Origin of the sequence: Streptomyces sp. NPDC003023, assembly GCF_042888225.1 — a bacterium.
Taxonomy (GTDB): Bacteria; Actinomycetota; Actinomycetes; order Streptomycetales; family Streptomycetaceae; genus Streptomyces.
In genome coordinates, this window is the sequence record NZ_JBIAPL010000009.1 from 294235 (window position 1) to 318350 (window position 24116).

At 72.5% G+C, this 24116-nt stretch carries 14 protein-coding genes; 3 read left to right on the plus strand and 11 right to left on the minus strand.

The window, feature by feature from the left end; all coding sequences use genetic code 11:
• Positions 1 to 9 precede the first annotated feature (9 nt).
• From nudC to ACFYV1_RS27265, 6 genes are all read right to left on the minus strand, one after another.
• On the minus strand, positions 10 to 960 hold the full coding sequence (nudC, locus tag ACFYV1_RS27240) for an NAD(+) diphosphatase (protein ID WP_389398219.1): 951 nt from the start codon (positions 958 to 960) through the stop codon (positions 10 to 12).
• 38 nt (positions 961 to 998) lie between these two features.
• On the minus strand, positions 999 to 2396 hold the full coding sequence (locus tag ACFYV1_RS27245; protein ID WP_389398220.1) for a dipeptidase: 1398 nt from the start codon (positions 2394 to 2396) through the stop codon (positions 999 to 1001).
• Positions 2397 to 2406: 10 nt separating this feature from the next.
• A complete protein-coding gene (locus ACFYV1_RS27250) occupies positions 2407 to 6003 on the minus strand; it encodes a UvrD-helicase domain-containing protein (RefSeq protein ID WP_389398221.1) in 3597 nt (1198 codons plus the stop codon).
• 96 nt (positions 6004 to 6099) lie between these two features.
• Positions 6100 to 7335, minus strand: coding sequence for a hypothetical protein (locus tag ACFYV1_RS27255; protein ID WP_389398222.1), 1236 nt, complete (start codon positions 7333 to 7335; stop codon positions 6100 to 6102).
• A 115-nt stretch (positions 7336 to 7450) separates the two neighbouring features.
• Entirely contained in the window at positions 7451 to 10948 is a 3498-nt protein-coding gene (locus tag ACFYV1_RS27260; protein WP_389398223.1) for an ATP-dependent helicase, read from the minus strand.
• A 158-nt stretch (positions 10949 to 11106) separates the two neighbouring features.
• Entirely contained in the window at positions 11107 to 11466 is a 360-nt protein-coding gene (locus tag ACFYV1_RS27265; protein WP_389398224.1) for an MGMT family protein, read from the minus strand.
• Between the two features lie 215 nt (positions 11467 to 11681).
• Here ACFYV1_RS27265 and ACFYV1_RS27270 point away from each other — a divergent pair, with 215 nt between their 5' ends.
• The 3 genes from ACFYV1_RS27270 to ACFYV1_RS27280 all read left to right on the plus strand — a co-directional run bounded on the left by ACFYV1_RS27270 (position 11682) and on the right by ACFYV1_RS27280 (position 17741).
• Positions 11682 to 14432: a lysylphosphatidylglycerol synthase domain-containing protein gene (locus tag ACFYV1_RS27270; protein WP_389398225.1), complete on the plus strand. Its 2751-nt coding sequence runs from the start codon at positions 11682 to 11684 to the stop codon at positions 14430 to 14432.
• 113 nt (positions 14433 to 14545) lie between these two features.
• Positions 14546 to 16099 carry an alpha/beta hydrolase gene (locus ACFYV1_RS27275; protein WP_389398226.1) on the plus strand — a complete coding sequence of 518 codons (1554 nt, stop codon included), beginning with the start codon at positions 14546 to 14548 and terminating at the stop codon, positions 16097 to 16099.
• Between the two features lie 61 nt (positions 16100 to 16160).
• On the plus strand, positions 16161 to 17741 hold the full coding sequence (locus ACFYV1_RS27280; RefSeq protein WP_389398227.1) for an alpha/beta hydrolase: 1581 nt from the start codon (positions 16161 to 16163) through the stop codon (positions 17739 to 17741).
• Positions 17742 to 17866: 125 nt separating this feature from the next.
• On the opposite strand, the gene moeZ is transcribed toward ACFYV1_RS27280, so the two are convergent.
• The 5 genes from moeZ to ACFYV1_RS27305 all read right to left on the minus strand — a co-directional run bounded on the left by moeZ (position 17867) and on the right by ACFYV1_RS27305 (position 23902).
• Positions 17867 to 19045: an adenylyltransferase/sulfurtransferase MoeZ gene (gene moeZ / locus ACFYV1_RS27285; protein ID WP_389398228.1), complete on the minus strand. Its 1179-nt coding sequence runs from the start codon at positions 19043 to 19045 to the stop codon at positions 17867 to 17869.
• A gap of 63 nt (positions 19046 to 19108) precedes the next feature.
• Positions 19109 to 19870, minus strand: a complete 762-nt coding sequence (locus tag ACFYV1_RS27290) for a spherulation-specific family 4 protein (RefSeq protein ID WP_389398229.1) — start codon at positions 19868 to 19870, stop codon at positions 19109 to 19111.
• Positions 19858 to 20817: an NAD-dependent epimerase/dehydratase family protein gene (locus tag ACFYV1_RS27295; RefSeq protein WP_389398230.1), complete on the minus strand. Its 960-nt coding sequence runs from the start codon at positions 20815 to 20817 to the stop codon at positions 19858 to 19860. The genes ACFYV1_RS27290 and ACFYV1_RS27295 overlap by 13 nt, the downstream gene beginning before the upstream one ends.
• A gap of 146 nt (positions 20818 to 20963) precedes the next feature.
• Positions 20964 to 22232 (minus strand): hypothetical protein, encoded by a 1269-nt coding sequence (locus ACFYV1_RS27300; RefSeq protein WP_389398231.1) that lies wholly within the window; start codon positions 22230 to 22232, stop codon positions 20964 to 20966.
• Positions 22229 to 23902, minus strand: coding sequence for a DUF3492 domain-containing protein (locus ACFYV1_RS27305; protein ID WP_389398232.1), 1674 nt, complete (start codon positions 23900 to 23902; stop codon positions 22229 to 22231). The genes ACFYV1_RS27300 and ACFYV1_RS27305 overlap by 4 nt, the downstream gene beginning before the upstream one ends.
• Between the last annotated feature and the right edge of the window lie 214 nt (positions 23903 to 24116).

Below are 24116 nucleotides of genomic sequence, written 5' to 3' on the forward strand. Positions count from 1 at the left end.
CACGGTCGCTCAGACGACATCTCCGGGCCTCGGCAGCGGCTTGCCGTACCAGAGCTCGATGAGGCGGGCCGCGATCGAGATCCCGTAGGGAGGCAGCACCTCCCCGGACTCGAACGCGGCCCGCAGGTCTTCCCGCGAGAACCAGCGCGCCTCGTGGATCTCCTCGCCGTCCACGTCGATCCTCGACGAGGTGGCACGGGCCATGAAGCCCAGCATCAGGCTGGAGGGGAACGGCCAGGGCTGGCTCGCGACGTACTCGACCTCACCGACGTCGACGCCCACCTCTTCGCGGACCTCGCGGCGCACCGACTGCTCGATCGACTCCCCCGGCTCCACGAAGCCCGCGAGCGTGGAGAAGCGGCCCTCCGGCCAGTGCACTTGGCGGCCGAGGAGCGCACGGTCCTCGTCGTCGGTGACGAGCATGATCACGGCAGGGTCGGTACGGGGGTAGTGCTCGGCGCCGCACGCCTGGCAGCGACGGATGTGGCCCGCGGCCGCGATGACGGTGCGCTCGCCGCAGCGGGAGCAGAAACGGTGGAGCCGCTGCCAGTTCTCCAGGGCGACCGCGTGCACCAGCAGCCCCGCGTCGCGGGGGGACAGCAGCAGCCCCGCCTCGCGCAGCCCGGCGGCTCTGGCCGACTGGTCCATACGGCCCGGCAGGGCGTCCTTCTGGAGGGCGAAGTAGCGCACCCCGTCCTCGTCGGTGCCGAGGAAGTACCGGTGGGTCTCCGTGACGGGCGCCTCGAAGGCCGGGGTCATCACGAGTTCGGTGCGGCCGTCGGGGGTGTCGTCGATCAGCGCCTGTCCGCCGGAGACGACGAAGACACGGGTCGTGGGGTGGCTCCACGCGGCCGCGAGCCATGCCTCGTCGAGGCGGTTGTGCGCCTCCCGGTCGATGCCGCTGGGCGCGGTGAGGCTGATCGGGCGGCCTGCGGCATCGGCGTAGCTGTTGGTGCTCACGGTTCTTCCAACTCCCCCGGACTCGTCGGTGAATGTGTTCAGCGAAGGGCTTCGGCCATGTCGCCCCACAGGTGGGCGGTCGTCTCCACGCCCTTGAGGAGCAGGTCCAGCTCGACCTTCTCGTTCGGTGCGTGCCAGCCGTCGGACGGTACGGAGATGCCCAGGAAGAGCACGGGTGCGGCAAGCACGTCCTGGAGGTCTGCCGCGGGTCCGGAGCCGCCCTCGCGGGTGAAACGGATCTTGTGGCCGTCGAAGGCACGGCCCATGGCCCGTACGACCGACTGGAGGGCCGGGTGGTCGAGGGGCGTGAGGCACGGCCGGGTGGCGGCCCCGAAAACGATCTCGTGCCGGATGCCGGCCGGGATCCGGGAGGCGACCCAGTCGGTGACGGCGCGCTCGATCTTGTCCGGTTCCTGACCCGCGACCAGCCGGAACGACAGCTTGAGGTGGGCGGACGACGGAACGATCGTCTTGCCGCCGGGGCCCTGGTAGCCGCCGCCGATGCCGTTGAGCTCGGCCGTGGGGCGGGCCCAGACGCGCTCCAGCGTGGAGTAGCCCGCCTCGCCGAGCGTCCCGTGTGACTTGGCGGTGCGCAGCCAGGTCTCCTCGTCGAAGGGCAACTCGGCGAAGAGCTCGCGCTCGGCGTCGGTGAGCGGCGCGATGCCCTCGTAGAAGCCGGGGACGGTGACCTGCTCGTTCTCGTCGTGCAGTGCGGCGACGAGTCGGGCGGCGACGGTGGCCGGGTTGGGGACGGCGCCGCCGAACGAGCCCGAGTGGATGTCCTGGTCGGGGCCGTGCAGCGTGATCTCGCAGTCGGCGAGCCCGCGCATACCGGTGCAGACCGTGGGCGTGGTCTCCGACCACATGCCCGTGTCCGAGACGATCACGGCGTCGGCGGCGAGCCGTTGGGCATGCTGCTCGACAAGGGCGCGGAAGTGCGGGGAACCCGACTCCTCCTCGCCCTCGATCAGCAGCTTCAGGTTGACGGCGGGGGCGGTGCGGCCGGTGACGGCGAGGTGCGCGCGCACACCGAGCGTGTGGAAGAACACCTGCCCCTTGTCGTCGGCGGCGCCGCGGCCGTACATCCGGCCGTCGGTGATCCGCGGCTCGAAGGGGTCGGTGTGCCAGCCGTCCTCGCGGGCGGCGGGCTGCACGTCGTGGTGGCCGTAGACCAGCACGGTGGGCGCGTCCGGGTCGCCGGAGGGCCACTCGGCGAACACCGCGGGGGCACCGGGTGTGGGCCAGATCTCCGCGACCGGGAAACCGGTCTCCGAGAGCTTCCCCGCGAGCCACTCGGCGCTGCGCCGTACGTCCTCGTCGTGCTCGGGCTGTGCCGACACAGAGGGGATGCGCAGCCACTCGGCGAGGTCGTCGAGGAAGGCGGCGCGATGCTGCTGGATGTACGTACGGACGGCGTTGTCCGGGGTCTCGCTCATGCTCCTGAGCCTAACGGGCGCCGTGACCGGACTCGTCGGCCGTCCCGCCCATCAGGACGCGCTCCAGCCCGGCGCGGTCGGGAAGGCCCGTGGGACGTACGACCTCGCCGGTGCGCACGAACACGAACGTGGCGGTCACGGCGTCGAGCGGTATGCCGTGCTGCTCGGCCCACGCGAGGCGGTAGACCGCGAGCTGGAGGGGGTCGGCTCTGCCGCTCCGCGCCGTCTTCCAGTCGACGATCTCGTAGGTGCTCTCCCCTGTCCGGTACACGGCGTCGATACGGCCCCGGACGACCCGGCCGGCGAGCGTGAACTGGAACGGTGCCTCGACTCGGTGCGGTGTGCGGCGGGCGTACGGCGTGCGTTCGAAGGCCTCCTTGAGGGCCGCCAGGTCCTGCTCGTCCGCGATGTCGTGGTCGTCGGCGCCGCCCGGGAGCTCGTCGGGGCCGAGCATGGGCAGCGGAAGCTCCTCGAAGCGCGACTCCACCCAGGCGTGGAACCGGGTGCCTCTTCTGGCCGCGGGTTGCGGCGGCCTGGGCATGGGGCGGGCCAGTTCCTGGGCGAAGCCGTCCGGGTCGGCGGCCAGGCGGAGCAGTTGGGAGGCGGAGAGGGAGGGCGGCACGAGAACGTCGCGGACGGTCGCGCGGGTACGGCGGAGTTCCTCGGCGAGGGTGTCGAGGTCACGGTCCCAGGAGGCGACGGCGCGGGCCTCTTCGGGTGTGAGGCTCCGCGGCCGGGCAGGGCCGTCGGACAGTGAGTGTTCGTCCGGCGAAGGGTGCTCTTCGGACAAGGAGTGCTCGTCCGGCGGGGAGTGCTCGTCCGGCGAAGGGTGCTCGTCGACCGGGAAGGGCTCGTCGACCGGGGATGCCTGGTGGGGGACGGTGACTGCCGGGGAAGCACCGAGCAGGGACTCGGCGGGGTCGTCCGGAGCGTGTTCCGGGGCGTCGTCTCCAGGTGTGTGTTCCGGGGCGTCGTCCTCAGGAGCGAATCCCGGGGCGTCGTCCTCGGGCGGAGCCTCCGTCGGCCAGTCCCATTCGTCGGGCTCGACGGGCGTCGCATCGGGCTCGCCGGCGGCGGTCGCCCGCGCATCGTCCTCGTCGGAGGCGGCCGACGCCGCCCCCAGTGCGTCGAGGTGGGCCAGAACCGTCTCCGCCGCTGCACGGCGGCGCGACAGGGAGACGGGGTCGAGCGGCAGCGGCCAGACATGGTCCGCGGTGGCCGAGCCGAGCGCGGGGTTCTCCGCGTCCTCCGCCGGCTCGTCCGCCCACACCTCGATCTCGCCGTACCCCCGCGCACAGTGCTCGTACAGCGCCTGGAGGAAGGCCGACGGGCCGCGCCGCCGTTTCTGGCTGGGCCCCCACCAGTGCCCGGAGCCGAGGAGCAGCGAACGCGGACGGGTGAAGGTCACGTAGCCGAGGCGGAGTTCCTCCGTGTGCTGGTGGTCCTTCATCGCCTCCTTGAACGCCTTCAGGCCCCGCGCGTCCCACGACCCGACATCGGGCAGCGTGTCCGCGTCGCCGCGCAGCGCGTGCGGAAGGACCTTGGACTGGGAGGTCCAGGACTCGCGCGCCAGATCGTTCGGGAAGTGCTTGGCGACGAGGCCGGGGACGGCGACGACGTCCCACTCCAGGCCCTTGGACTTGTGCGCGGTGAGCACCTTGACCGTGTTCTCACCGCCGGGCAGCGCGTTGTCGAGCCCCTTCTCGTACTGCGCGGCGGTGCGCAGGAACCCCAGGAAGGCGAGCAGCGTGGCCTCGCCGTCCAGCGCCGCGAAACCGGCGGCTGTGTCGAGGAAGCCCGCGAGGGTCTCGCGGCGGCGCGCGGCCAGGGCGTGCGGCGAGGCGGACAGTTCGACCTCGAGGCCGGTGGTGGACAGCACCCGGTGCAGGACGTCCATCAGCGGGTCGGCCAGCGAGCGCCGGAGGTCGCGCAGTTCGGCGGCGAGCCGCGCGAAGCGGACCCTGGCCTCCGCGGAGAAGGGAAGGCCGTCGTCCTCCCCACCGGCCGACTCCAGGAACGTGTCGAGCGCGTCGGCGAGCGACACGATCTCTGCGGGGTCGGTGCCCTCCACCGCCGCGGCGAGACGCCGGTCGGGATCCTCGTCCCCGGTGGCGCGGTGCACGAGCAGCCGTGCCCGGCGGCCGAGCAGCGCCAGGTCACGGGGGCCGATCCGCCATCTGGGACCGGTGAGGAGGCGTACGAGCGAGGCGTTGGCACCGGGATCCTGCAGCACCTCGCACACCGCGACCAGATCGGCCACCTCCGGCAGATGCAGCAGTCCGGACAGGCCGACGACCTCGACCGGGACGTCACGGGCGACCAGTGCGCCCTGGATCTCCGGGAAGTCGCCCGCGGTACGGCACAGGACCGCGATCTCGCCGGGCTCCTTGCCGGTGCGGACCAGGTGCGCGATGGAGTCCGCGAGCCAGGCGATCTCGTCGGCGTGCGTCGGCAGCAGCGCGCATCGCACGAGACCGTCCCGCTCGGCGCCGGGCGCGGGCCGCAGTGCCTCCACCCCCTCGTGCATGGCGCGCAGCGGAGCGGCGAGACCGTTGGCGAGGTGCAGCAGCCGGCCGCCGCTGCGGCGGTTCTCGCTGAGCGAGTGGCGGGCGGCGGGGGTGCCGTCCGCGTGGGGGAAGTGGAGCGGGAAGTCGTCGAGATTCGCGACGGACGCCCCGCGCCAGCCGTAGATCGCCTGGCAGGGGTCGCCGACCGCCGTGACGGCGTGGCCCGTGCCCTGCCCGAACAGGCCCGACAGCAGAAGCCGCTGGGCCACGGACGTGTCCTGGTACTCGTCGAGCAGGACCACCCTGCACTCGTCGCGCAGGACGGCACCCACCTCGGGCCGGGTGAGCGCCAGTTCCGCGGAGAGCGCGATCTGGTCACCGAAGTCGAGGAGATCACGCTCCCGCTTGGCCGCGCGGTATCGGGACGTCAGGTCGAGCAGCTCACGGCGGGCCTCCGCGGCCTCCGGCACCTTTCGGAGGTCGGCGTTGCTCAGCCGGACGCCCTCCAGGGTCCGCAGCAGCTCCGCGTCGTACGCCTCGAGCCGGCCGGGGGCCACCAGGTGCTCGGCGAGCTCCGAGTCGAGTGCGAGCAGGTCGCTGACGAGGGACGGGAAGGAGCGGGTGAGGGCCGGATACGGCCCCGGGGCCTCGCGCAGCACCCGGGCGGCGAGCTGATAGCGCGTGGCGTCGGCGAGCAGCCGGGCGGTCGGCTCGAGCCCGATGCGCAGACCGTGGTCCTTGAGGAGTTGTCCGGCGAACGCGTGGTACGTGGAGATGCGGGGCTCGCCCGGGGGGTTGTCCGGGTCGATCACGTCCGGATCGGTCACTCCCGCCCTGACGAGAGCGGTCCGGACGCGTTCGGCGAGCTCGCCCGCGGCCTTGTTGGTGAAGGTGAGGCCGAGGACCTGTTCGGGGGCCACCTGGCCGGTGCCGACGAGCCACACCACCCGGGCCGCCATGACCGTCGTCTTCCCCGAACCGGCTCCGGCCACGATGACCTGCGGGGCGGGCGGCGCGGTGATGCAGGCCGTCTGCTCCGGGGTGAAGGGGATGCCGAGAAGCTCCTTGAGCTGCTCCGGATCGCTGATGCGTGCGGTCACCCCGTAGAGGCTAATGGGGACCACTGACAGCAGTGGTCCCCATATGTCCTGGCGGGAGGCGGCGCAGGCGCGTTCTGCCCTGGCGGCCGCCGGGCTCTAGGAGTCGCTCTCGCCGTCGGCGGCGGTCCCGGCGCCGGAGCCGGAGTCCCGGCCGGACCCGGTCCCGGTTCCCGAGCCGGTCCCGGTGCCCGAACCGGTGGCCCCGGTCCCCGGGTCGGTTCCGGTGTCCTGCCCGGTGTCCTGCCCGGTGTCGGTCCCGGTTCCGGTGTCGGAGCCCGTGCCCGAGCCGGTGCCCGAGCCGGTGCCGGAGCCCGTACCCGAGCCTGTGTCCGGAGCGGTCCCCGGGGCGGCGCCGGCCCCGTCACCGGCGTCCGTGCCGGCACCCCCGCCGCCGTCGCCCGTATACGGGTCGGTGCCCGTCCCGGCCCCGAGCCCGATGTCCGGCCCGGTGCCGGTGCCCCCGTCCGTGCCGGCGTCGTCCCCCGTCCGCGGCTGCTCACCCGCCTCGAACCCGAGTCCGGAGCCCCCGATCAGGTTCTCCAGGTCGACGACCTCGCCGGACGACGGGGCCTCGACATCGACCGGCTTGTCGTACCCGGAGAGGACGATCGTGCCCGTCTCGTCGCCACCGGTCTTGACGATCTTGAGGACGTAGGGCTTGCCCTCTTTGGCGACGTGGACCGTCGTGCTCCTGCCCTGCTCCCTCTTCACCAGGGTCACCGTGGGCACGCCGTCGACCACCGCGTCCGGGCCCTTGGTCATCCGCTTCCGGTCCGCCTCGTCCACGTCCATCTGGGCGAACATGGCCTTGAGGTCGCAGACACGGTCCATGTCCTCGATGGTCCCCATCGGCATCTTGATCCAGCGGCCCGTCATGAGCTCGACCACGGCCCCGTTGTCGGTGCCGTCGGGAGACGTGGACGAGCCCTGCTGGAGGGACGCGCTCCAGAACTGCTCGTCACCGTTGAGGTACATGACCCTGTCGACCTGGCGGAGCTCGGCCCTGCCTCCCTTGACACCCAGCCGGCCGGTGCAGTTCTCGCCGGAGTCCAGGGCCAGGTCGACGGAGACCGGCTCGCCGTCCTTCTCGATCCGACCGGCCATGGTCAGCGACTTGGCGGCCCTCGTGGCGGCGACCGCCTTGTCGGCGATCTGCCCCGCGCTCAGACCTGCCAGTGATCCGCCGGAATCGCTGCCCGTCGCCGCCGGCCCCTGCCGCTCCCCGGCGGCGCCCTTGGCCCTGATGTCACCGTCCTGGGAGCAGCCCGCGAGCACGACGACGGCGCACACGCAGGCCGCCGTCGTAGCCAGGGACTTCCGCTTGGCCGTCATGTTGTGTCTCCTCGCAGATCCGGATGGTCCCCGTCACCGACCGGTTGCGGCGGCCGGGACTCCATTGGATCCACGCAAATGCGACGTCACATGACAAACACACCGGTCGTCCGGCTCATTCGACTATTTGGCGGCCCTCCGGCTGCGCACTGCACGAAGCACGGAAGGCGCAGTGCGCACAGTGCTGTCCGGTGGCGGGCGTGAAGCGTTCGTCGAGTACGCGACCGGCCGCGGTGGCCAGCAGGTCGCCGACCCACTCACCCGCGAGCGCCTCCTGCGCCTGGACCTTGGGCAGCTCCTCGCCGCCCTCCTTCTTGGCGGCCGGCTGGCGCAGCTGTACGAGTTCGGCGCCGCCCGGCTCGGGACGGCGCCCGTCGAAGACCTCGTCCACAGCGCCCTCGCGGACGGCGAGCTGGTACACGGCGAGCTGCGGATGGCGCGCGACCTCGTCCTTCGTGGGCGTCTGTTTGCCCGTCTTGAAGTCGACGACGTAGGCCCGCCCCTGCTCGTCCTGCTCCACGCGGTCCATGGAGCCCCGGATGCGCACCTCGAACCCGCCCGCGCCCAGGGTCACGTCGAAGTCGTGCTCCGTGGCGGCTGTGGTCCGCCCGCCGCGGTCCATGACGTGCCAGCGCAGGAAGCGTTCGAGCGCGACGCGTGCGTGCGCTTTCTCCTGCTGCGACTTCCAGGGGGCGTCGAAGACGAGCGCGTCCCACACCGAGTCGAGACGTTCCATGAGGACCGCGAGATCGGCGGGTGTACGGCCGGAGGCGACTTCGTCGGCGAGCACGTGCACGACGTTGCCGAACCCCTGGGCTGCGGTCGCGGGCGCGTCCGCCTTGACCTCGCGGCCGAGGAACCACTGGAGCGCGCAGCTGTTGGCCAGTTGGTCGAGTGCGCTGCCGGAGAGCGTGACCGGCTGGTCCCGGTCGCGCAGCGGCTTCGCGCTGTGGGTGGCGTCGTACAGGCCCCACCAGCGGTAGGGGTGCGCGGCGGGCACGAGCGGCTGACCGTCCTCGTCGGTCAGGGCGGCGAGCCGGGCGAGCCTGCGCGCGGCGGCCTCCCGCAGCTCCGGGGAGGCGTCCGGGTCCACGGTCGTCGCGCGCAGTTCGGCGACGAGCGGGGCGACGGCGAGCGGGCGGCGGGGACGGCCCGTGACGTCGCGCGGCTCCACCCCGAGTTCGGTCAGGAAACGGGAGGGCTGGTCGCCGTCGTCCGCCGCGGCCTTGACCGCGGTGACGACGAGGCGGTCACGGGCGCGGGTGGCCGCCACGTAGAAGAGGCGGCGCTCCTCCGCCAGCAGGGCGCCGGGAGTGAGCGGTTCCGCGATCCCGTCGCGCCCGATGCGGTCGGCCTCCAGGAGGGAGCCCCTGCGCCGCAGGTCGGGCCACAGACCCTCCTGGACACCGGCGACGACGACGAGGCTCCACTCCAGGCCCTTGGAACGGTGAGCCGTCATCAGCCGCACGGCGTCCGGTCGGACCTCGCGTCCGGAGAGGGTGTCGGCGGCGATGTCCTGCGCCTCGATCTCCTCGATGAAGTTGAGCGCGCCGCGGCCGCCGGTGCGCTCCTCCGCGCGGGCCGCGGTCTCGAAGAGGGCGCAGACCGCGTCGAGGTCCCGGTCCGCGTTACGGCCGGCCGCGCCGCCCCGGAACGCGGCGCGCTCCAGACGGCCGGGCCACGGGGTGCCGTCCCACAGCTGCCACAGGGCCTCTTCCGCGGTGCCGCCGCCCTCGAGCAGCTCGCGCGCCTTGCGCAGCAGTGCGCCGAGCCGCTGGGCACCCCGGGCGTACGCGGGATCGTGCGCGACGAGCCGCTCGGGCTCGGCGAGCGCGCGGGCGAGCAGTTGGTCGGAGGGCGGAGGCAGCGCGTTCCCGCCGGCCCTCTCCTCGTCCCGCAGGGCACGGCCGAGCCGGCGGAGGTCGGCGGTGTCCATGCCGCCGAGCGGGGAGGTCAGGAGGGTGAGCGCGGTCTCGGTGTCCATCCACACGGGAAGCTCCGAGCCGCTTCGTGCGGGTGTCTCGGCGTCGCTCCGCACAGCGGCCTCGATGTCCGTCCGGTCGGCCAGCCCGGCCTCACCCCGCACCACGGACCCGGCCTCACCCCGCACCACGGACCCGGCCTCACCCCGCACCACGGACCCGGCCTCGCCCCCGTTGTCGCCCCTGGCGTCGGCCTCCTCCGGAGCACCCGGCCCGGAGGCGGCCGCCGTCGCCACCGTCCGGAGCGCCGTCAGCAGCGGTGCCACCGCCGGCTCGTGACGCAGGGCCACGTCGTCGCCGTCGACCTCGAGAGGAACGCCCGCCGACGTCAGGGCCCGCCGCATCGACGGGATCGTACGGCCGCCCGCTCGTACCAGGACCGCCATCTCGTGCCAGGGGACACCGTCCTCGAGATGGGCGCGCCGCAGGATGTCGGCGATGTTGTCGAGCTCCGCGGATGCCGTCGGGCAGGTGTACGCCTCGACCCCGCCGCCCTCGCGGGCCGCCGCCAGTTCCCGGTGCGCGCGCACCTTGTCCGACGGCAGCCGCGTCAGCGGCATCCGGCGGGTCAGCAGCCGGGTCGCCTCCAGCAGTGAGTCCCCGCTGCGCCGGGACGTGGTCAGCACCGCGACGCCGGCCGGCCGCCCGCCGGTGCGCGGGAAGGCGTCGGGGAAGTCGAGGATGCCGTTCACGTCCGCGCCGCGGAACGCGTAGATCGACTGGTCCGGGTCGCCGAAGGCGACCAGCGTCCGCCCGCCGCCCGCCAGCGCCCGCAGCAGCCGCACCTGGGCCGGGTCCGTGTCCTGGTACTCGTCCACGAACACGGCGTCGTAGGCGGGCAGGACGGGCCGCGAGGGGTCCTCGGCCAGCAGCACCGCACGGTGCACCAGTTCCGCGTAGTCGAGGACTCCTTGCATGTCGAGGACGTCGAGGTACTCGGCAAGGAACCTCGCGGCGGCCCCCCAGTCGGGCCGTCCGGTACGGGCGGCGAACCGTGCGAGCGAGTCGGGGCCGAGGCCCAGCTCCCGGCTGCGGGCGAGCACGGCACGCACCTCGTCGGCGAAGCCGCGCGTGGTGAGGCAGGCACGCAGCTCGTCGGGCCACCGCACGCCGCCGGGCAGACCGGTCTGCCCGGCGAGCAGTTCACGGACGGTGACGTCCTGCTCGGGACCGGACAGCAGCCGCAACGGCTCGGAGAACAGGTCCGCGTCCTGGTTGGCTCGCACGAGCGCGTAGCAGTACGAGTGGAACGTCGTCGCCTGCGGCCCCCGGGTGCCGCCCAGTCGCAGTGCCATGCGGTCGCGCAGTTCGACCGCCGCCTTGCGGCTGAAGGTGAGGACGAGGATGCGGGCCGGGTCCGCCCCTCGCGCGATGCGTGCGGCGACGGCCTCCACGAGCGTGGTCGTCTTTCCGGTGCCGGGACCGGCGAGCACCAGCAGCGGTCCCGCGTCATGGTCAACCACCGCGCGCTGGGCTGCGTCCAGCAGAGGGGGATTCACGGGACCCGGCGGGGTTCGCACCAGCCGGTAGGCGCCCGGGGACCTGCCCCTGCGCCCCTGCGGGCGCGGCGGAGCCCCCTGCCGTACCTGCTGCGGGTACGGCACATGCCCGGTGGTGGAGGAGGAGCTCACGTGGGTCGCCGGTCCTGGTGGGTGTGCTGATGGAGAGGCCGCGGTTCGTGCCGCGCGCGAAAGACGCTACGCCAGGGCCCGGTGTGCGGATGCCGGGTCGGTCCCGTACCCCGTACGGTCCTCGGAGTCCCCGTACGGTCGCAGCTTGGCGGAAGCTGTCATATGTGAGCTTCGTCGCCCTGCGTCCGGACGCCGTCCCACCGCGCGCGTTTCATGTCGAGCCGCGGCAGGTGGCCCTCCGCCGCGCGGGACGCCGCGCGCAGCGGAGTCCCTTCGTCGCGGTACCGCTCGAGTGCGCGCAACTCGTGGCCCGGGAGCAGCACACCGTCGGAACGCACGACGCGCCACCAGGGCACGCCACCCCCGTACAGCGCCATGACACGGCCGACCTGCCGGGGACCCGACTCGCCGAGCCACTCCGCGACGTCCCCGTACGTCATGACCCGGCCCGGCGGGATCAGCTCGGCGACCTCCAGCACCCGCTCGGCGTATTCAGGCAGCTCGTCCATCCGACCCATCCTGCCGCACGGCACCGACAACGCCCGGGCCGAGAAGCGGCCGAGGCACCTCGGGCGAATCACTGCATGGGTGACAAAGGGGTGTACCGTACGCGCCTCGCGTCCCCGCGATGCACCCTGATGCCCCTGTCTGTCGTCGGGTCGTGCCACCATCGTGCGGGCGGTGACTGGTGATACGAGATCAAGAAGAGACCGAGACGGCGAAGGAGCGGGGCGTGCAGCCTTCGAAGGCAGCAGGCACCCCTGAGCCGGAGCCGCGCCCGGAAGAGCCGGTTCCGGTCACGGGCACCGCTGCCCACGGCACGGACCGGGACAACGGCACGTACCGGGACAACAGCAAGGACACCGGCCGGGGCACGGACACGGACCGCGACACGGAAGTCGCCCACGCGGACCGGGTCTCCGGGGACGAGCCGCTGCTCGCCGCCCGCGTGCATCGTCCGTCGGACCTGCTGCGGCTGCTGATCGGCATCCTCGCCATCGCGGTCGTACTGGCCGTCGCCGCGTTCGCGCAGGGCACCACGAGCGGCCTCGAACAGGACATCAACAAGGGCACCGGCCAGGCCCCGGACCTACTGGTCAAGATCGCCGGGCTGGCGTCCAGCATCGCCGTGCTGCTCGTCCCGGTCGCCTTCGCCATCGAGCGGCTCATCAAGCGCGACGGCCTGCGCATCGCGGACGGTGTGCTCGCCGCGGTCCTCGCCCATGGCGTCACCCTCGCCACCGACCTCTGGGTGGCCAAGGGCGCGCCAGGCAGCCTGCAGGACGCCCTGACCCAGCCGCAGACCGGCGGTGCGCTCACCGACCCGGTGCACGGGTATCTCGCGCCGGTCATCGCGTACATGACGGCCGTGGGCATGGCCCGCAGACCACGCTGGCGCGTGGTGCTGTGGATGGTGCTGATGCTCGACGCCTTCGCGATGCTGGTCGCCGGATACACCACCCCGTTCTCGGTCCTGCTGACCGTGCTGCTCGGCTGGACCGTGGCGTACGGCACCCTGTACGCCGTCGGCTCGCCGAACGTCCGCCCCACCGGCCAGAACCTGCTCGCCGGTCTGCGCCACGTCGGCTTCCGCCCGGTGACCGCCATGCGCGCGGAGGACGACGCGCCGGAGAGCGCGGACCAGGACCGGGGCAGGCGCTATCTGGTGTCACTGGAGGACGGCCCGCCCCTCGACGTCACCGTCGTCGACCGCGAACAGCAGGCGCAGGGCTTCTTCTACCGGGTGTGGCGCCGGATGACGCTGCGCTCGATCACCACCCGCCGTTCCATCCAGTCGCTGCGCCAGGCACTGGAGCAGGAGGCCCTTCTGGCGTACGCGGCGATCGCGGCCGGCGCCAACGCCCCCAAGCTGATCGCCACCTCGGAACTCGGTCCCGACGCCGTGATGCTCGTGTACGAGCACAGCGGCGGCCGCTCCCTGGACTCCCTCGCGGACGAGGAGATCACCGACGACGTGGTGCGCGGCGCGTGGCAGCAGGTCAAGGCACTCCACTCGCGCCGCATCGCGCACCGGCGGCTGGCCGGCGACGCGATCCTGGTGGCCCCGGACGGGCAGGTGATCGTCACGGACCTGCGCGGCGGCGAGATCGCCGCGGGCGACGTGGTGCTGCGGATGGACATCGCCCAACTGCTGACCACCCTGGGGCTGCGGGTGGGCCCGGAGCGCGCGGTGGCCGCTGCCGTCGGTGTTCTCGGCCCCGACAAGGTCGCCGACTGTCTGCCTCTGCTCCAGCCGATCGCGCTGAGCCGCTCGACCAGGGCCACCCTGCGCCAACAGGCTCGTGAGCGGTCGCAGCGTGAACGCGACGCGGTGCTGGAGGCGTCCGAGTCCGCGAAGCGGCCCCCGCGCGAGGAGCTCACGGCCGACGACCGCAAGGCGGCGCGCAAGGCGGAGCGCGCGGAGAAGCAGGCCGGCAAGCGCGCCATGGACGAGGCCATGGACGAGGCACGTGAGGAGGACCTGCTCTCGCAGATCCGCAGACAGGTGCTGCTGATCAGGCCGCAGGCCCCGGTGGAGCCGGTCCGGCTGGAACGCATCAGGCCCCGCACGCTCTTCAGCTTCATCGCCGGCGCGGTCGCCGCGTACTTCCTGCTGTCGCAGATCTCCGGCCAGGACTTCGGCACCAAGTTCGCCGACGCCCACTGGGGCTGGGTGGCGGCGGCGCTCGCGTTCTCGGCGCTCAGCTACTTCGCGGCGGCGATGAGCCTGCTGGGGTTCGTCCCGGAGCGGATCGGGTTCCTGCGGACCGTGCTGGCACAGGTCGCCGGCTCGTTCGTCAAGATCGTCGCTCCGGCGGCGGTCGGCGGCGTCGCCCTGAACACCCGGTTCCTGCAGCGCTCGGGCGTCCGCCCCGGTCTGGCCGTGGCGAGTGTCGGAGCCTCGCAGCTCTTCGGACTCGGTGCGCACATCCTGCTGCTGCTCTCGTTCGGCTATCTCACCGGCACCGAGAAGACGGCGTCGCTGACGCCGTCCAGGACCGTCATCGCCGGGCTGCTGACGGTCGCCGTGCTGGTGCTGGTGGTCACGGCGATCCCGTTCCTGCGGAAGTTCGTCGTGACCCGGCTGCGGTCCCTGTTCGCGGGGGTCGTGCCACGCATGCTCGACGTGCTGCAGCGGCCGGTGAAGCTGCTCACGGGCATCGGCGGCATGCTGCTGCTGACGGCCGTGTTCGTGCTCTGTCTCGACGCCTCCGTCCGGGCGTTCAACGGCGGTGACCAGCCGGTGAGCTACGCCAGCATCGCCATCGTGTTCCTCGCCGGCAACGCGCTGGGTTCCGCCGCGCCGACGCCGGGTGGTGTGGGTGCCGTCGAGGGCGCGCTGATCGGCGGTCTGGTGCTCGTGGGGGTGCCGTCAGCGGTCGCCACCCCCGCCGTACTGCTGTACCGGACGATGACGCTGTGGCTGCCGGTCCTGCCGGGGTGGTTCGCCTTCACCCACCTCACCCGCAAGGGCTCCCTCTGACGGATCCCGGCTGCCGGGGCACGGATTTCACCCGTCCGGCGCAGCACCCGGCGCCTCCACCCGCATGGACCGCCGCCCGCGCGGGGCCGGGCGGGGCGGCGCACGATGACGGCATGCCGATGACTTCCTCCACCGTCCGCGCCACGGCGGCCGCCGCAGCGACCGCCGTGCTACTGGCTGCCGGGTGCTCGGACGGCGGCAACGGCGACGAGGACAGGCCCAAGGACCTCGCCGCCCAGCAGCCGTCCTGGAAGCCGTGCCCGGCCCCGTCCGAGGCGGAGGGCGGCGGGCTCGCGCCGTCGCCGCTGCCCGGGGGGACGAAGTGGGAGTGCTCGTTCATCGACGTCCCGCTGGACTACGGGAAGCCCGACGGCGAGACCATCGAGCTGGCCCTCATCCGGGCCCCGGCCCGTGACACGAAGAACCGGATCGGCTCCCTCGTCTTCAACTTCGGCGGGCCGGGCGCCTCCGGCGTCCACACCCTGCCGTCCCTCGCCTCCGACTACGACGGTCTGCGGGAGCGGTACGACCTGGTGAGCTTCGACCCGCGCGGGGTGGGGCGCAGTGTCCCGGTGGAGTGCCTCGACGACGAGGGACTCGACAAGCAGGCGGCGGGCGATCCCACCCCCGACGACGCCGCGGAGGAGAAGGCCTACCTGGAGGGGATCGAGAGGTTCACCGAGGCCTGCGAGGAGAACTCCGGGGACGAGCTCCCGCACGTCGGCACCATCGACGCCGCCCGGGACATGGATCTGATGCGGCAGGTCCTCGGCGACGACAAGCTGTACTACTTCGGCATCTCGTACGGCACGGAGCTCGGCGGTGTCTACGCGCACCTGTTCCCGAAGAACGTCGGGCGGGCCGTCTTCGACGCCGTCGTGGACCCGACCCAGGGGTCCGTCGAAAGCGCCCTCGGCCAGGTCGAGGGCTTCCAGCTGGCTCTCACCAACTTCGCGCAGGACTGCGTGGACCGCGGTGACGACTGCCGGCTTCCCGGTTCCTCCGTGCAGGAGATCCAGGACTGGATCATCGGTTTCCTGGACCGGCTCGACAAGAAGCCGATCACGGGCATCGGCGAGCGGCGGCTCACCGAGGGCCAGGCCGCGAACGGCATCATCCAGACCCTGTACTCCAAGGAGTACTGGGAGCTGCTGGAGCAGGGTCTCGACGAGGCGGAGGGCGGCAACGGCTCCCTGCTGATGGCGTTCTCCGACGCGTTGAACGGACGCAACGAGAACGGCACCTACAGCAACATCCAGGCGGCGGGCTCCGCCATCGGCTGCGTCGACAGCAAAGCCAGGTACACCCTGGAGCAGGCGAAGGCCATGGTGCCCCGGTTCCGCAAGGCGTCGCCGGTGTTCGGCGAGTACCTCGCCTGGGCACAGGCGAGCTGCACGAAATGGCCGGTGCCGGGCACCTGGGACCACCCCGACGTCTCGGCTCCCGGAGCGCCGCCGATCGTGGTGGTCGGCAACACCGGCGACCCTGCGACGCCCTACGAGGGTACGAAGGCGATGGCGCGGGCGCTGGGCAAGGGCGTCGCCGTCCAGGTCACGTACGAGGGCGAGGGGCACGGCTCGTACAGCAGCAGCCCGTGTGTCCGAAAGGCCGTGGACACCTACCTGCTGAGCGGCAGAGCACCGTCCGACGGCACGGTGTGCGAGTAGGCCCCCGCAGCCACGACCTACGATGTCGAAAATGCCTTCGATGACCGTTGGGGTGCCTGACATGACACTTCGGGTGAGAACGGCGGCACTGGCCGCGGCGACGCTTCTCCTGGCCACCGGCTGCGGCAACGGGGGCGGTGCGAAGAGCGACGACGCGGGCGGTTCCCCCTCCGCCTCCGGCGGCTCCTCACCGGGTGCCACGGCCACGCCGGACGCGCCGGCCCTGCCGGCCGCTCTGACCGGCCAGAAGCTCGACTGGAAGACCTGCGAGGCACCCACCAAGGCGTACGGAAGCTCGGCTCAGCCGCCCGGCAGCCGGTGGCGGTGCGCCACGCTCGAGGCACCGCTGGACTACCGCGACCCGTCCGGGGAGACCATCGGCATAGCCCTGATCCGCTCCGAGGCCACGGGCCCCGGAAAGCGGATCGGCTCGTTGCTGTTCAACTTCGGCGGACCCGGCGGCTCCGGGGTCGCGGCGCTGCCCGTGGCCGCCGAGGGCTACGGCAGCCTGCACAGTCGCTACGACCTGGTCGGCTTCGACCCGCGCGGTGTCGCGGAGAGCTCCGCGGTGGTCTGCCGCGGCGACCGGGAGACGGAGAAGTCACTGAGCCTGGACGCCACGCCGGACACCCCGGCGGAGGAGAAGAGCTACATGGACGACGCCGCGTCCTTCGGCAGAGGCTGTGCCGAACGGTCCGGCCGGGTCGTCCCGCACGTCGGCACCACGAACGCGGCACGCGACATGGACCTCGTGCGCCATGTCCTCGGGGACGAGAAGCTCCACTACCTGGGCTTCTCGTACGGCACCGAACTCGGCGGCGTCTACGCCCATCTGTTCCCGAGGAACGTCGGGCGTCTCGTCCTCGACGCCGTGGTCGACCCGTCCGCCGACTACGCCGGACACTCGCGCAACCAGGCTCGCGGATTCCAGCGGGCGCTGGAGAACTACTTCGAGAGCCGCGGCATCGGCGCGGACGACGGCACAGAGCGCGTCGTGAAGCTGCTCGAGCGGCTCGACGGGAAGCCGCTGCCGACGGACGACGGCCGCCGGCTCACCGAGGGCCTGGCACTGACCGGGATCATCCAGCAGCTGTACTCGCAGGACAGCTGGAAGTACCTGACCCAGGCGCTGGACGCGGCGGAGCAGGGCGACGGCTCCGGGCTGCTGATGACGGCGGACATGTACAACGACCGTGACGACAACGGTGGCTACGGCACCGACAGCCACTCCCAGCGGGCCATATCGTGCGCGGACGTGAAGGGCCGGGTGACACCGGACGAGGTGCGCTCCCGCCACCTCGCCGAGTTCACCAACGTCTCCCCGGTCTTCGGCCCGTACCTGGCATGGGACCTGGCCGGGTGGTGCGCCGAGTGGCCGGTGTCCGGCGAGTGGGAGACCCCGGAGGTGTCGGCGGCCGGGGCGGCGCCGATCCTGGTGATCGGTACGACGGGCGATCCGGCCACCCCGTACGAGGGCGCGCGGAAGATGGCCGACGAGCTCGGCAGGGGTGTCGGGATACTGGTCACCAACGAGGGCGAGGGCCACGGCGCGTACGGCACCGGGGTCTGCGTGACCGGGCTGGTGGACGACTATCTGCTCGAGGGCAAGGTGCCGAGGGACGGGCAGACCTGCTCCTCCTGAACCGGCGGCCGGCGTCCTGGCATCGGCGGCCCCGGCAGCTCCGGCACCCCGGCTGTCCTGACACCGGAAGGGCCCCGGACCGCTCGCGCGGTCCGGGGCCCGGTCGTTCGGGGAACGGGAGCCGCTCAGTAGATCGGCTTCTCCGGTTCGATCTGGTTCACCCAGCCGATGACGCCGCCGCCGACGTGCACCGCGTCGGCGAAGCCCGCCGACTTCAGCACGGCGAGGACTTCCGCACTGCGGACACCCGTCTTGCAATGCAGGACGATCTTCTTGTCCTGCGGCAGGTCCTGGAGCGCGGTGCCCATCAGGAACTCGTTCTTCGGGATCAGCCGGGCACCGGGGATCGAGACGATCTCGTACTCGTTGACCTCGCGGACATCGATGATGTCGATGTTCTCGCCGTCGTCGATCCACTCCTTGAGCTGCTTGGGAGTGATCGTCGCACCGGCCGCCGCCTCCTGGGCCTCCTCGGAGACGACGCCGCAGAAGGCCTCGTAGTCGATGAGCTCGGTGACGGTCGGGTTCTCGCCGCAGACCGCGCAGTCGGGGTCCTTGCGGACCTTGACCTGGCGGTACTGCATCTCCAGGGCGTCGTAGATCATCAGTCGGCCGACCAGCGGCTCACCGATGCCGGCGAGCAGCTTGATGGCCTCGTTGACCTGGATGGATCCGACGGACGCGCAGAGCACGCCCAGCACGCCGCCCTCGGCGCAGCTCGGAACCATGCCCGGCGGCGGGGGCTCCGGGTAGAGGCAGCGGTAGCAGGGACCGTGCTCGGACCAGAAGACCGAGGCCTGGCCGTCGAACCGGTAGATCGAACCCCACACGTACGGCTTGTTCAGCAGCACACAGGCGTCGTTGACCAGGTACCGGGTCGCGAAGTTGTCCGTGCCGTCCACGATCAGGTCGTACTGGCTGAAGATCTCCATCACGTTCTCGGCCTCGAGCCGCTCTTCGTGGAGGATCACGTTCACGTACGGGTTGATGCCCTTGACGCTGTCGCGGGCGGACTCGGCCTTCGAACGGCCGATGTCGGCCTGGCTGTGGATGATCTGACGCTGCAGGTTCGACTCGTCGACCTCGTCGAACTCCACGATGCCGAGCGTGCCGACACCGGCTGCGGCCAGGTACATCAGAGCCGGCGAGCCGAGACCGCCGGCGCCCACGGCGAGCACCTTGGCGTTCTTCAGCCTCTTCTGCCCGTCCATCCCGACATCCGGGATGATCAGGTGGCGGGAGTACCTGCGGACCTCGTCTACGGTGAGCTCGGCAGCCGGCTCGACCAGGGGTGGCAGCGACACGGGGGCTCCGTTGGTCGGTATGTCAGTACGGTTGTTCTTTCCGTAACACTGCCACGCCCCTTCTCATTCCGAGACACCACGTCCGACCTGCGAGACGATTTCGTCCCAGTAACCGGGCAGTGTCTCAAATGGTCCGGAATGCCCTTTACCTTCTCCGAGGCCGCCCCGGTCGGTGAAGAAGATCGTCCCCGCGCCCTGCCAGCGGGCGATGCGGGTTGCCTCCTCCAGGTGCGTGCGCGGCACGCCGTGGACGAAGTGTGCGAAGCGTTCCGCCGGATACTCCGCGGTCCACTCCGCCACCTGCGACCAGCGGTATTCCGCCCACGGCCCGGAGAACGTGACGAGCTGGTCGGCGGCCTCCGCGTAACCGGGATACGGGTGCGAGCCGTGCCCGAGCACCAGGTGGCCGCCGTCCACAACCGCGTCCAGGGTGGCCGTCGTCCGGCGCACCCGGGCCAGGTCGGCACGCTCGGTGGGGCAGCGGTCCAGGAAGAAGCCGTCGACCTTGTACCAGTCGACGAAGTGCTGAGCGTCACAGACCAGGTCGCCGAAGGCCCGCGAACCGTGGGACATGTCGAGATGCCCCAGCACGCGCACACCCGCGTTGCGCAGCCGGCCCGCCGCCTCCAGGCAGTGCGGGTCGGGTCGCTCGCCGGGGCCCGCCGCGACATTGAGGACGACCCAGTGCAGCGGAGTGCCCGGCCGGGTCAGCTCCGCCCACTCGACCGGGGCGAGCAGCGGGTGCGCGTAACCGGGGATGCCGAAGCCCAGCCCGTCCGCACCGGTGGCGGAGAGCGGCGTGTCCGTGGTGGTCAGATGCGGCATGCCGCCTCCATCCAGATGTCGGCGAGCGATTCCTCGAGGTTGATACGGGGACGCCAGCCGAGCCGGTCACGGGCCGTCCGCACGTCCGCCTGCTGCCAGCCGCCGCAGCCGTCCGGATAGGGGGAGGGTGTGGCGGCGAGGTGCTCGACGATCGACTCGGAGCGCGGGCTGCCGATGACCGGGCGGCCGGGAGGCGAGTCCAGTTCGTGGAGGGCTCCCGCGTAGCCGGCGACCCTGGCGAGGGTCGACGCGGCGTCCCTGAGTTTCACGGCGCGTCCGGTCCCGATGTTGACGACGCCCTGTGCCGCGGAGAGCGAGGCGGCGTGCACCGCGCGCGCCACGTCCCGCACGTCGACGAAGTCGCGCTGCACACCGAGTCCGCTCAGCTTGAGCTCGCCGTCGCCGGACTGCATGGCGCGGCGCATGGCCTCGGCGAGGCGGCCGAGCGGGGAGCCCGCAGGGGTGCCGGGGCCGACGGGCGAGAACACGCGCAGGACGACGGCGTCGAGACCGGATCCGAGCACCAGCTCGGTGGCGGCGAGCTTGCTCACCCCGTACGGGCCGCCGGGGCGCGGGACCGCGTCCTCCGCCGTCGACGAGCCCTGCTGCGAGGGCCCGTACTCCGACGCACAGCCGATCTGGACCAGCCGGGCGCCGCAGCCGCTGCGGCGCAGCGCCTCGCAGACGGTCGCCACGGCCACCGTGTTGTGCCGGGTCAGTTCACGGGCGCCGCCGCGGGTCGCGCCCGCGCAGTTGATGACGACGCCGGGGTGGACGGCTCCCAGGAAACGGGTGAGCGCGCCCGGACTGCCGCCGGAGAGATCGAAACGGACATCGGCGTCGTCGCCGCGGCCGAGGGCTGTGAGGTGCACCGCCGGGTCGGCGAGCAACCGGTCGGCGACATAGCGGCCGAGGAATCCATTGGCACCGAGCAGGAGCACCCTCATCGCGCCGCTCCTCGGGGCCGACGGGCCGGAGCTGGGTGTTGCGGGGTCATGTAGCTGTCTCCTTAGGGGTGATGCTGTCGATGCCATGACGGCGGGTGCTCCGCGGTGTCGGCTCCGCGGAGTGCGAGCGGATGGTCCAGCGGTGTTCAGAGCAGGTCGGACGGCGTGTGTGCGGAGGCCCGTGACAGGGCCGCGGTGGCGTGGACGAGCAGCCCGAGAGCCGCGATGCCGCAGGCGAGTACCGGTACGGCCGCCACACCCCAGGCGCCGACGAGCAGTTCGACGGGGCGTGCCGACATCTGGAGACCGGGGAGGCGGCCTGCCAGCAGCAGGGCGGGTCCGGCGGCCTGGGCCGCGACGGCGGTGGCCAGCGCGGCCGCCGCCGGTTCCGGGGAGCCGTGGACGATGAGCAGGCGGGCGAGGAACAGGAGCGTGCCGAGAACGGCGGTGGGCAGGAGCGACTCACCGGGCAGCAGCAGCCCGGTCAGGCCGAGCAGCGCGCCGAGGACACCCACGTACAGGACGAGTACGGCGAGGAGCAGCGGCCGTACCCCGGCGCCGAACTCGTCGAGCCCGCGGCTGCGTTCGAGCCTGCGCCGGGCGTGGACGGAGAAGAGGTGGGCGCACCAGGCCGCCGGGGCGACGGCCAGGGCGAGTCCGACCAGCGGCGCGGTGTGCACGGGCCAGGTGCCGTCCGGTCCCCCGGCGACCACCTCGTGCAGCAGCCCCTGGCCGAAGGCCGCGAACACGAGCAGACACAGGGTCCACATCCGTACGGACGGGACGGTACGGCCCTTCGCCCGGAGCGGCCCCCGGCGCAGGCAGTGCGTCACCGCGGCGACGACGGCGATCGCGCCTGCCGCGCCCACCGCGAGCCTGAGCGGGCCCTGTGCGGTCTCCACGCCCGCGACCGTGAGGGCGCACACGGCGCCCGGCAGGAGCGCGGTCAGGATCCTCGGGAGACGTCCGGTCCGTCCGGCGCGCGAATCGGCGGCGCGCGCCGGACGGACCGGGGCGGCGGTGTGTTCCGTACCGCGCGGCACTCGCGCGTACATCTCCTCCGCGAGGGCGAACACATCGCGGTGCCGGAATCGTGCCGCGGTGCGGTCGGTGACTCCGTGCGCCTCGAGTCCCGCGGCGATCTCCAGCGGGTCGACGGCCTGTTCGCACAGGTCGCGGTGGCGGTGCATCAGCACCTTCACGGGGTCCGCGGGGCCACGACGCGACGGGCGTTCCAGGACCGGCTCCGCGCCGTCCCTCCGCGCCGCCACCGCCTTCGCCGCGGTGCTCCCGGTCGCCGCGCTCGCGGTGGCGACGCCCTGAGCGGTGGCGACGCCCTCAGTGGTGGATACGCCCTCAGTGGTGGCGACGCCCTCAGTGGTGGCGACGCCCTGAGCGGTTCGTGGAGTCGTCATCGGCGGGCCTCCTCGCATGTTCCCCCGGACGCACCGGCCGTGACGAGACGCGGGCCCTCCGCCCAGCTCGGTGTGCGGAGGCAGGCCGCCGGCGCGCCGGGCCAGTGGCCGGGTACGTGGGACTCGGCGGGGTGCGCGAAGGGCAGCGGCTCGCCGTCGGCGTCGACCGCCTCCCGCTGAACCGGCCAGTGCGAGATCAGTTCCAGGTAGATGTCACCGAACGTCGTCAGGTTCTGTTCCACGGTGAAGAGTTCGAGTGCGCGGGCGCGCGCCGCGGCTCCCAGGCGCTCCCGGCGCGCGTGGTCGCGCAGCAGCGAGACGCAGGCGTCGGCGAGCGCCCTCGGGTTGCGCGGAGGCACCACGAGCCCAGTGCCTCCGATGACCTCCACCACCGCGCCGACATCGGTGGACACCGTCGCGCGGCCGCAGAACATCGCCTCGATCAGGCTGACGGGAAAGCCTTCGACGACGCTGGAGAGGACGACCACTCCCCCGGCCGCGTACGCGTCGACGAGCTCCGGGGCCTCCGGCCCGCCGATCTCCTCGAAGGAGACCGGGTTGTCGCCGACGGCGTGCGCGCCTTCGGCCTCGTCGGGGAACAGCTGGGCGGCTAGGGCCCGGCACTGCGCGAGATAGCCGGCCGCCTCGGGCGCCTGGGCGGGGGCGCCGAACAGCCGGAGCCGGGCGAGAGGCTCCTCCTTGCGGATCTCCGCGAACGCGTGCAGGAGGGCGACGAGGTCCTTCGACGGTTCGATCCGGCCGACCCATACGAGGGTGCGCGGGTCACCGGTGTCGGTGCTCTCGCCGACGGCCTCGAAGCGGTCCGCCTCCATGCCGGGGTAGACGGTGCGCAACTTCGCACGGTCGGCACCGCACTTCTCCTGCCAGCGGCGGGCGTGCGTGTTGCCGGGGGTGATGACGGATGCCTGCCGGTAGACCTCGGCCGCCAGCTTCCCGTGGAAGGCGGCGAGGAGGGCGCGCACCGGCGCACTCAGGCCGGCGTCGGCCGCCGCGAGGTAGTGGGCGCGCAGTTGGACGCCGTACTCCGTGACCAGCAGCGGGACTCCGCAGAAGCGTTTGGCCAACAAGCCGGGCAGGGCCGCCGGTCCGCCGGACGCGGCGTGGCAGAGGTCGACCGCGCCGAGGTGCTCCTCGTCGTACCAGTCGAGGAGCAGGGGACGCAGCGCACGCTCGAGCCGGTCGGCGAAGGAGAGGTGGTCCACGACAGTCGCGCCGTGCACCGTCCGCCGAGTGCCGGGTGCGCGGCATGCGGACTCGAGGGCGCGCACGGCGGTCTCCGAGCGGAGGGCGGCGTACAACCCGCCGTGGTCGCGGGCGAGTTCGGCCAGGCCGTACAGCCCGTCGGCGAATCCGTCTCCGTCGGCGCACACGGCGGCGGCGAGGTCGTTGAAGTGCTCGGCGAACCGGCGCCGTTCACGCCGCCCGTGGTTCAGTCCGTCGTCCGCCGGCGCCCACAGCGGGGCGGTGTGCACGCTGCGCACCTGCGGGGGGAGCCGGACGCAGCCGTGTTCCTCCTGCTCCGCGCTCCGGCTGAGGGCGTAGAGGTCGAACTCGTGCTGCCCCAGTCCGCGCACCAGCCGGTCGCACCAGAGCCTGGATTCACCGTTCGCATACGGGTAACCACCCTCCGTGAGCAGTCCGATCCGCACGAGTGCACCCCCGATCCTTCTAGTGGCGGCCGCCGTTGCGATTTCCGGCGACTCACAGCGGAACGACGTTAAGCGGACATGCCGGTGGTGGGGGGGGCGGGGGGGGGGGGGGCCCCCCCCCGGGGGGGGGGGGGCGGCCCCCCCCGGGGGGGGGGCGGCGGGGGGGGGGGCGGGGGGGGCGGCGGGCGGGGAGGCGGCGGGGGGGCCCGGAGGG

Coding starts and splice junctions, on each gene's coding strand:
- ACFYV1_RS27245 (WP_389398220.1), bottom strand. CDS start 2,396: ATGAGCGAGACCCCGGACAACGCCGTCCGTACGTACATCCAGCAGCAT.
- ACFYV1_RS27255 (WP_389398222.1), bottom strand. CDS start 7,335: ATGACGGCCAAGCGGAAGTCCCTGGCTACGACGGCGGCCTGCGTGTGC.
- ACFYV1_RS27265 (WP_389398224.1), bottom strand. CDS start 11,466: ATGGGTCGGATGGACGAGCTGCCTGAATACGCCGAGCGGGTGCTGGAG.
- ACFYV1_RS27275 (WP_389398226.1), top strand. CDS start 14,546: ATGCCGATGACTTCCTCCACCGTCCGCGCCACGGCGGCCGCCGCAGCG.
- ACFYV1_RS27280 (WP_389398227.1), top strand. CDS start 16,161: ATGACACTTCGGGTGAGAACGGCGGCACTGGCCGCGGCGACGCTTCTC.
- ACFYV1_RS27290 (WP_389398229.1), bottom strand. CDS start 19,870: ATGCCGCATCTGACCACCACGGACACGCCGCTCTCCGCCACCGGTGCG.
- ACFYV1_RS27295 (WP_389398230.1), bottom strand. CDS start 20,817: ATGAGGGTGCTCCTGCTCGGTGCCAATGGATTCCTCGGCCGCTATGTC.
- ACFYV1_RS27300 (WP_389398231.1), bottom strand. CDS start 22,232: ATGACGACTCCACGAACCGCTCAGGGCGTCGCCACCACTGAGGGCGTC.